The sequence below is a fragment of the Micromonospora sp. NPDC005298 genome (assembly GCF_040607375.1).
Classification (GTDB): Bacteria; Actinomycetota; Actinomycetes; order Mycobacteriales; family Micromonosporaceae; genus Micromonospora.
Genome location: NZ_JBEXGP010000033.1, coordinates 53019 through 60151, shown reverse-complemented (window position 1 = coordinate 60151; position 7133 = coordinate 53019). Strand labels below are relative to the sequence as shown.

The window sequence follows — 7133 nt, the reverse complement described above, 5'->3', positions numbered from 1 at the left end:
GGTATAAATCATAATTGGCACTGGCTTTACAAGCACCCTGTTGAGTTCTCAAAGAACAACCACACACCAAACCAAGAACCACACTCAGTGGAACCAGCCCGGGGCTTTTCCGCTCTGCGTCCCGGCGCTTTCAGCGCCAGGCACTTTTACTACGTTACCCGCCCGTTTCTGCCGTGTCAAACCGGTGTTTCGCGGTTCGTCGTGCTTCATCCGGTAATGCGGGCACCATGTCTCGACCGGCTTGCGCCGCTCTCGTCACGGATTCGGCAGGCCGGCCGTCGCGGTTTCCCGCGACCCGCCCGGTGCCCTGCCGGCTGCCAACCATACCCGGTCGGTTTCGCCGCGCCAAATCCGCCTCGCGGCGTTTCTGGTGGCACCTCCCGGTCGGGATCCGGCGGGCGTGCCCGCCCGGCCCCGAGGCCGTTCGCCGCGCTCCGGCCGCTTTGGCTTTCGCCTGTTTCGTCCGTTCCGCGCTGGCAGAGAGAAAGTTACGCGTCCGGCGGAGTGATCGTCAAATCCGCCGGACGCGTCCCCGGTCACATCGTCGACGGTGGACTATCCGCCCAGCTCAACGCCCGCGAAGGAGCGCTTGCCACGGCGCAGCACCAGGTACCGGCCGTGCAGCAGGTCGGACGGCGACACCGCGGCGTCCACCTCGGTCACCCGGTTGTTGTTCACGTACGCGCCACCCTCGGCGATCACGCGGCGGGCCTCCTTGAGGCCGTTCACGAGCCCGGAGTCCCGAAGAAGGCCGGCGACGTCGGGCAGCTCGCCGGTGAGGCGCACCAGGCCCGCCTCGGTCAACGCCGCGCGCAGCGTCTCCGGGGCCAGGTCGTCGAGCGACCCCCGCCCGAACAGCGCCTGACTGGCGGCGACCGCCTGCCGGGCCTCCTCGGGGCCGTGCACCAGGGTGGTGAGCTCCTCGGCGAGCGCCCGCTGGGCCAGCCGGGCCGCCGGCCGCTCGGCGGTGGCCTTAGCCAACTCCTCCAACTCGTCGCGGGAGCGGAAGCTGAAGTACCGCAGGTAGCGGTCGACCTCCCGGTCGTCCACGTTGAGCCAGAACTGGTAGAACGCGTAAGGGCTGGTCATGGTGGGGTCGAGCCAGACGGCGCCGCCCTCGCTCTTGCCGAACTTCGTGCCGTCGGCCTTGGTGACCAGGGGCGTGGTGAACGCCTGCACCGGCCCCGCGCCGCGCCGACGGACGTAGTCGACGCCGGCGGTGATGTTGCCCCACTGGTCGGAGCCACCGAACTGGAGCTGACAGCCGTGCCGCCGGTGCAGCTCGTAGAAGTCGTTGGCCTGCAGGAGCTGGTAGCTGAACTCGGTGAAGCTGATGCCCGTCTCGAGCCGGGCACGCACCACCTCCCGCGCGAGCATCTTGTTCACCGGGAAGTGCTTGCCCACGTCGCGGAGGAACTCGACGATCGACATCTCGCCGGTCCAGTCCAGGTTGTTGACCAGCTGCGCCGCGTTGTCGCCGGTGTACGACACGAAGGGCGCGAGCTGCTCGCGGATCCGCTCCACCCAGCCGGCGATCACGTCGAGCGGGTTGAGTGCCCGTTCGGCGCTCTCCTTCGGGTCACCGATCTGCCCGGTCGCCCCGCCGACCAGCAGCAACGGGCGGTGGCCGGCGAGTTGCAGCCGGCGGGCCATGAGGACCTGCATGAGGTTGCCGACGTGCAGGCTCGGGGCGGTGGGGTCGAAGCCCACGTAGTAGGTCGCGGCAGCCCTGCCGTCGAGCAGCTCGCGCAGCTCGTCGAGGCCGGTCGTGTCCTGGATGAGACCACGCCAGAGCAGGTCGTCGGTCAGGGAGTCCCGCTCGGTTGGCGGGGGGCTGCTGTCGGTCACGGTCACGGTCACCGATTCTCCCCCATCGCCCGCCTCGACCCGTACCGGGTTTCGCGCAACCCGTCCCGGTTAGGCTTGCGCCCCGTTGATCGAGGAGGGTTTTGCCGTGGAGAAGCCGGATCTGACGGGTGGGTTCGTCGCCCTGCTCGGACTCACGTTCGAGGAGGCCACCGCCGACCGGGTGGTCATCAGCTGGCAGGTCCGACCGGAGCTGCACCAGCCGTTCGGCATCCAGCACGGCGGGGTGTACTGCTCGGTGGTGGAGACCGCGGCCAGCGTCGGTGGTTCGCTCTGGCTGGCCGACCGGGGGACGGTCGTCGGCGTGTCGAACCAGACCGACTTCCTGCGGGCCGTCCGGGACGGCGAGCTGACCGCCGTCGGCACGCCCGTGCACCGGGGCCGCAGCCAGCAGCTCTGGCAGGTGGAGATCACCGACGCCGACGAGCGACTGGTCGCCCGTGGTCAGGTCCGCCTCCAGAACCTGTCCCGCGACTAGGCCGGCGGCGGCCCAGGGGTCAGCTGCGGGCCTCGTCCAGCACCGGCTCGGCGTCCTGTTCGGCGTCCGTCTCGTCGGGCACCCGGCTGAGTCGTACCTCGGTGATGGCCCGGTGGTCGATGTCGGTGACCATCAGCACCCAGCCGTCCAGGGTCACGTCCTCGCCGGCCACGGTGGGGATGTGCCCGAGTCGGGCCAGCACCAGCCCGGCGACGGTGGTGTAGTCGCCGTCCGGGCGTGACGGCAGCTCGACACCGATGTCCGGAAGGTCGTGCACCGGGAAGGTGCCCGGCAGCACCAGCGCGCCGTCCGGTTCGCGGCGCACCGAGTAGCCGTCCCGGTCGGTCTCGTCGTAGATCTCCCCGACGATCTCCTCCAGGATGTCCTCGAGCGTCACGATCCCGTCGACGGCGCCGCGCTCGTCGACGACCAGGGCGATGTGCTGGCGTTCGGCCTTGAACTGGCGCAGCGCGTCCACCACCGGCAGCGAGTCGGGCAGCAGCATCGGCGGCCGGGCGATCTCGTCGACCGGCCGGTCGTCGGGGACACCCACCAGGTCACGCAGGTGGATCACACCAGCCGTGTCGTCCAGGCCGCCGTGGCGCACCACCGGCGCACGGGAGTGTCCGGTGGCGGCCAGCACGAGACGCGCGGCCTCCGCGGTGGTCCCGCTGTCGAGCGTGAAGACCTGCAACCGGGGTACGAGGACAGCCCGCAACCGCCGGTCGGCGATCTCCACGGCACCGGCGATGATGGTGCGCTGCTCCTTGGTGAAGCCGTGGTTGCCAGCGACGATGTCGCGCAGCTCGTCCGGGCCGATCTCCTCCGGCTGGTGCTTCGGGTTGAGCCCGACCAGACGGACGACCAGGTCGCTGGTGGCGCCCAGCGCCCAGACGGCCGGGCGGGTGACGCTGGCGAGGAGGTCCAGCGGGCGGGCCACCAGCAACGCCCACCGCTCGGCGGACTGCATGGCGATCCGCTTGGGGGCCAGCTCGCCGAAGACCAGGGTGACGAAGGTCAGCGCGAGGGTGACCACCACGATCGCCACCGTGTCGGCGGCGCTCCCGAACATCCCGAGCAGCGGCACGAGTGGTTTGGCCAGGGAGACCGCGGCGGCGGCGGAGGCCAGGAAGCCGGCCAGGGTGATGCCGATCTGGATGGTGGCCAGGAAGCGGTTCGGGTCCTTCGCGAGGCGGGCCAGCACCCGGCCGGCCCGGCTCGTGCGCTCCAACCGCTGGATCTGGCTGTCCCGCAGCGACACCAACGCCATCTCACTGCCGGCGAAGAGCGCGTTGATGACGACCAGGATTCCGACCAGGGCCAGTTGGCTCCCGTAGCTCTGCACGCCCGGTTCGCTCCCTCGTGGTGGTGACGCCGGCGGGTACGCGCGACGCCCGCCGGTCGGCGAGCCCGCCCGGCGTACGCGCTTCTGTGCCCCGTGCGGCGTCGACCGAATCCTGCCCGGGTGACGCTACGCCGATTCGGTTGTCGCCGACGCCGGCAGGTCGAGGACGTACGAGCCGCCCTCGGGGCGGAAGCCGAGCCGGTGGTAGTAGGGGGCGAGCATCCCGGGCGGGCTGACCACCCGGTGGAAGCCGCGTTCGGTGAAGAGGCGGCTGCGCCGGTAGACGAACTCGCCGGGGGTGAAGTCGCGGAACTTCGGGGTCACGTAGTCGAGGTCGATCTGGGCGATTCCGCGGGCCTCGGCGTGCGAGAGCACCACACCGACCACCTCGTCGGCGGTGACCACCAGGAACGCGGAGCGGCCGGGCGCGTCCGGGTCCCAGTGGAAGTCGGGGTTGAACCGGGCGATGTCCGCGCCGTGCACCCGCAGCGTGTGGGCGAGGAACTGGTCGCCGACGCCGACCTCGACCACCTGGTAGGTCTTCTCGTCGTGCCGGGTGGCGAGCATCCCCCGCAGGTACCAGAGGTTGATCACCGTGAGCACGATGTTGAGCCCGACCATGGGCCAGACCTCGATCGCGGCGTTGTAGCCGATCAGCACGAGGCAGCCGAGGAGGTTGAGCGCACGCAGCCGCAGGATGCGCGACTGCAACAGGGACCAGACCAGCACCGCGGAGCCGGCCCAGCCGACGAGATCCAACCAGTTCACGCCGCGAGACTAGTGCCCGACCAGGTCAGGGGCGTCGGCGGGCAGTTCCAGCAGCCACTCCTGGACGTCCTCGCCGCGGCCGTTGGCGTACCCCGAATCCTCGCCGACCACGACGAAGCCGCACTTGCGCAGCACCGCGAGGGAGGCGGCGTTGTCCTTCGCGGCGCGGGCGCGCACCGGTCGGGGCAGCTCGCGCAGCAGGGCGGCCAGGGCCGCGGTGGCGTGGCCCCGGCCCCACCGTTGCGGGTCGATCCAGTAGCTGACCTCGGTCTGGTCGCCGACCGGGAAGGCGCTCACGTAGCCGACCACGTCGCCGTCGACCTCGACGGTGCGGACCAGGTTCGCCGGGTTGGTGAGCACCCGCGCCCAGTGCCGGGCGAACTCCCGACGGTCGGTCGGGTCCTCGGCGACGAAGGCGGCCATCCGGGTGGCCTCCGGGTCCTGCTGGTACAGGAAGAACTCGACGAGGTCGTCCTCCCGGACCGGGCGCAGCCGCAGATCAGACGTCATCGGACGAGGGTACGCAACGGCGGGCCCGCGCGACTCGCTCAGTCGCTCACGGCGGCGACCGCGAGCGTGGCGGCGAGCAGGGAGCTGGCCACCGACAGCAGGCGACGCCACGGCACCCGCGCGTCGACCACCGGCAGGTCGGGCCACCGGGTCACGGCCAGTGCGGCTCCCGCCGCGGACAGGCCGGCCCCGATCGGCCAGAGCCAGACCGGCACCACCGACCAGTCGCCCATCCGGTGTGCCAGCCCGAGGTAGGCGAACGCCCACACCACCGCCGCCACCAGGGTGACCCGGTCCAGCTCGCGGCGACGGGCGGTGCCGAGCAGGGACAGGCCGCCGAGGAAGGTGAACGCCACCGCGAGACCGGCGCCGATCCAGACGGGGGCCACCGGTGCCGCCTCCCCCGCCTCCTTCTCCGGTACGCCGAGCAGTCGCAGCCCGATCGGCTCGACACCCCTGTCGGTGTTGCCGAGCACCACCACCGCCCGGCCGGTGGCCCGTTCCAGACCGATGTAGGAGCGGAATCCACTGGTCGCGCCGTTGTGCCAGACCACCTCGTGGTCGCCGTGCCGGGTGGTGAACCAGCCGTACCCGATGTGGGTGTCCTGGTCCTCACGGAAGCGGGCCGTGGTGGCGTCGGCGCCCGGCGCGGTGCCGGCGAGGGTCGCGGCGGCCAGCCGGCCCAGGTCCTCGGCGGTGGACCAGGGGCCGACGCCGGCCGGGGCGTACCCCACTCCCGACCAGGTGTCCAGGGGCCGGCCGGCGGCCCGACCGCCGTGGGCGCGGCCGGCCGGCAGGTCGTCGGCGTGGGTGGCGATCACCGTGGCGTTCATCCCGAGCGGCCGGAGCAGCCGCTCACGCAGCAGATCGGTGTACGCGACGCCGGCCTTCGCGGCGAGCGCGTGGCCGAGCACGGACGGCCCGAGGTTGGAGTAGTGGACCTCGCCGCGCTCGTCGCCGTCGGGGGTGACCCGGTCGGCGGCGCTGCGGATGGCGTCGGTGTCCTGCCCGGCGTACGGGTTGCCGCCGGACACGTTGGACCAGAGGATGCGGGCCCAGCCCAGGATGCCGCCGGGGGCGAGCCGGGGCAGGCCGGCGCGGTGGCTGGACAGCTCGGCGAGCGTCACGTCGCGGGCGGGGCCGGTGACCGTGGGCCAGGTGGCGCCGAGAGGGTCGTCGGGGCGGACGACCCCGGCGGCGACCTGGTCGGCGAGGAGCATGCCGGTGAGCGCCTTGGTGACCGAGCCGATCTCGAACGAGGTGCCGGGCTCGACGGGCCGGCCGGTCCGGTCCCGGTCACCCAGGCCGGCGGTGCGGACCTGGCCGTTCTCGACCAGGGCGACGGCGAGCCCGCGGTGTCCCTTCGGGTCGGGTACGGCGGCCCGGGCGGTGCGGGCCAGGTCGGGATCGCCTGTCGCCTGCACCCCGAGGCGGGGGACGCGGGGCATCAGCGCGGCCCCGACGAGGCCGGCGGCGAGCGCGACGACGAGGGTGGTGACGGTTGCTCTCCGCATGGTGCTCCTTCGGTCGGGGGTGTTCAGCGGGGCGCGACGGGGTGACCGGTTCAGCGGCCGGCGGCGGTGAGGACGGCAAGCAGCGGCACCACGCGTTCGGCGGGGACGGCGTACCGGCCTCGGCCGACGCTGCGCAGCCAACCGGCGGCGGTGAGCTGGCGCAGGTGGTGGTGGAGCTGGCCGGTGGTGCCCAACTCCTCGATCTCGGCCAGCTCGCCGGTGCCCTGCCGGCCGCCGAGAACCTCCCGCAGCAGCCGCAGCCGCACCGCGTGGGCGAGCGCGGACAGGGTGGCGGCCAGCTCCGTCCAGTCGCCGTCGAGCAGGTCGTCGACGGTGCGCCCGTACTGCCAGTCGTAGTGCTGGTCGGCGACGCGGACGGTGCCGGTGTAGAGCACGGCGCCCGTGCCGTCGGACGGCAGGCGTTGTTTGAGGCCGTCCAGCGCCCAGAACGTGCCCTCGGGTGCGGGGGGTGTCTCGGATGGGGCGGGGGCCGACGTCAGGCGCTCGGTCAAGGCGGCCACCTGGGTCTCCAGCGCGGCCAGTCGATCTTCGAGTTGCGTCACGGATCGATACTACGAACATACGTACTTCCGTGCAAGTAGTAATCGGTCGTCGTCCTGCGACGCAGGTCGGACCCGGCCCGGTGCCGCGA

General features: G+C 72.0%; 7 protein-coding genes. 1 reads left to right on the top strand and 6 read right to left on the bottom strand.

What is annotated here, in order from left to right; all coding sequences use genetic code 11:
* Nucleotides 1-555 precede the first annotated feature (555 nt).
* Complete coding sequence (tyrS, locus tag ABZS77_RS28380; RefSeq protein WP_354829077.1) at nt 556-1848, bottom strand: tyrosine--tRNA ligase; 1293 nt, start codon at nt 1846-1848, stop codon at nt 556-558.
* A 106-nt stretch (nt 1849-1954) separates the two neighbouring features.
* Between tyrS and ABZS77_RS28375 the strand changes: the two genes are divergently transcribed.
* Entirely contained in the window at nt 1955-2344 is a 390-nt protein-coding gene (locus ABZS77_RS28375; RefSeq protein ID WP_354829067.1) for a PaaI family thioesterase, read from the top strand.
* 19 nt (nt 2345-2363) lie between these two features.
* Here ABZS77_RS28375 and ABZS77_RS28370 read toward each other — a convergent pair whose 3' ends face one another.
* From ABZS77_RS28370 to ABZS77_RS28350, 5 genes are all read right to left on the bottom strand, one after another.
* Nucleotides 2364-3689 carry a hemolysin family protein gene (locus tag ABZS77_RS28370; protein WP_354829065.1) on the bottom strand — a complete coding sequence of 442 codons (1326 nt, stop codon included), beginning with the start codon at nt 3687-3689 and terminating at the stop codon, nt 2364-2366.
* Nucleotides 3690-3815: 126 nt separating this feature from the next.
* Nucleotides 3816-4457: a hypothetical protein gene (locus tag ABZS77_RS28365; protein WP_354829062.1), complete on the bottom strand. Its 642-nt coding sequence runs from the start codon at nt 4455-4457 to the stop codon at nt 3816-3818.
* 9 nt (nt 4458-4466) lie between these two features.
* Nucleotides 4467-4967: a GNAT family N-acetyltransferase gene (locus ABZS77_RS28360; RefSeq protein WP_354829060.1), complete on the bottom strand. Its 501-nt coding sequence runs from the start codon at nt 4965-4967 to the stop codon at nt 4467-4469.
* 38 nt (nt 4968-5005) lie between these two features.
* Nucleotides 5006-6481 (bottom strand): serine hydrolase domain-containing protein, encoded by a 1476-nt coding sequence (locus tag ABZS77_RS28355; RefSeq protein ID WP_354829058.1) that lies wholly within the window; start codon nt 6479-6481, stop codon nt 5006-5008.
* A gap of 50 nt (nt 6482-6531) precedes the next feature.
* Nucleotides 6532-7044, bottom strand: coding sequence for a helix-turn-helix domain-containing protein (locus ABZS77_RS28350; protein WP_354829055.1), 513 nt, complete (start codon nt 7042-7044; stop codon nt 6532-6534).
* Nucleotides 7045-7133 lie beyond the last annotated feature (89 nt).

What these genes read in the sequence shown, in the direction of transcription:
- ABZS77_RS28355 (WP_354829058.1), bottom strand. Translation starts at nt 6,481, where the DNA reads ATGCGGAGAGCAACCGTCACCACCCTCGTCGTCGCGCTCGCCGCCGGC.
- ABZS77_RS28360 (WP_354829060.1), bottom strand. Translation starts at nt 4,967, where the DNA reads ATGACGTCTGATCTGCGGCTGCGCCCGGTCCGGGAGGACGACCTCGTC.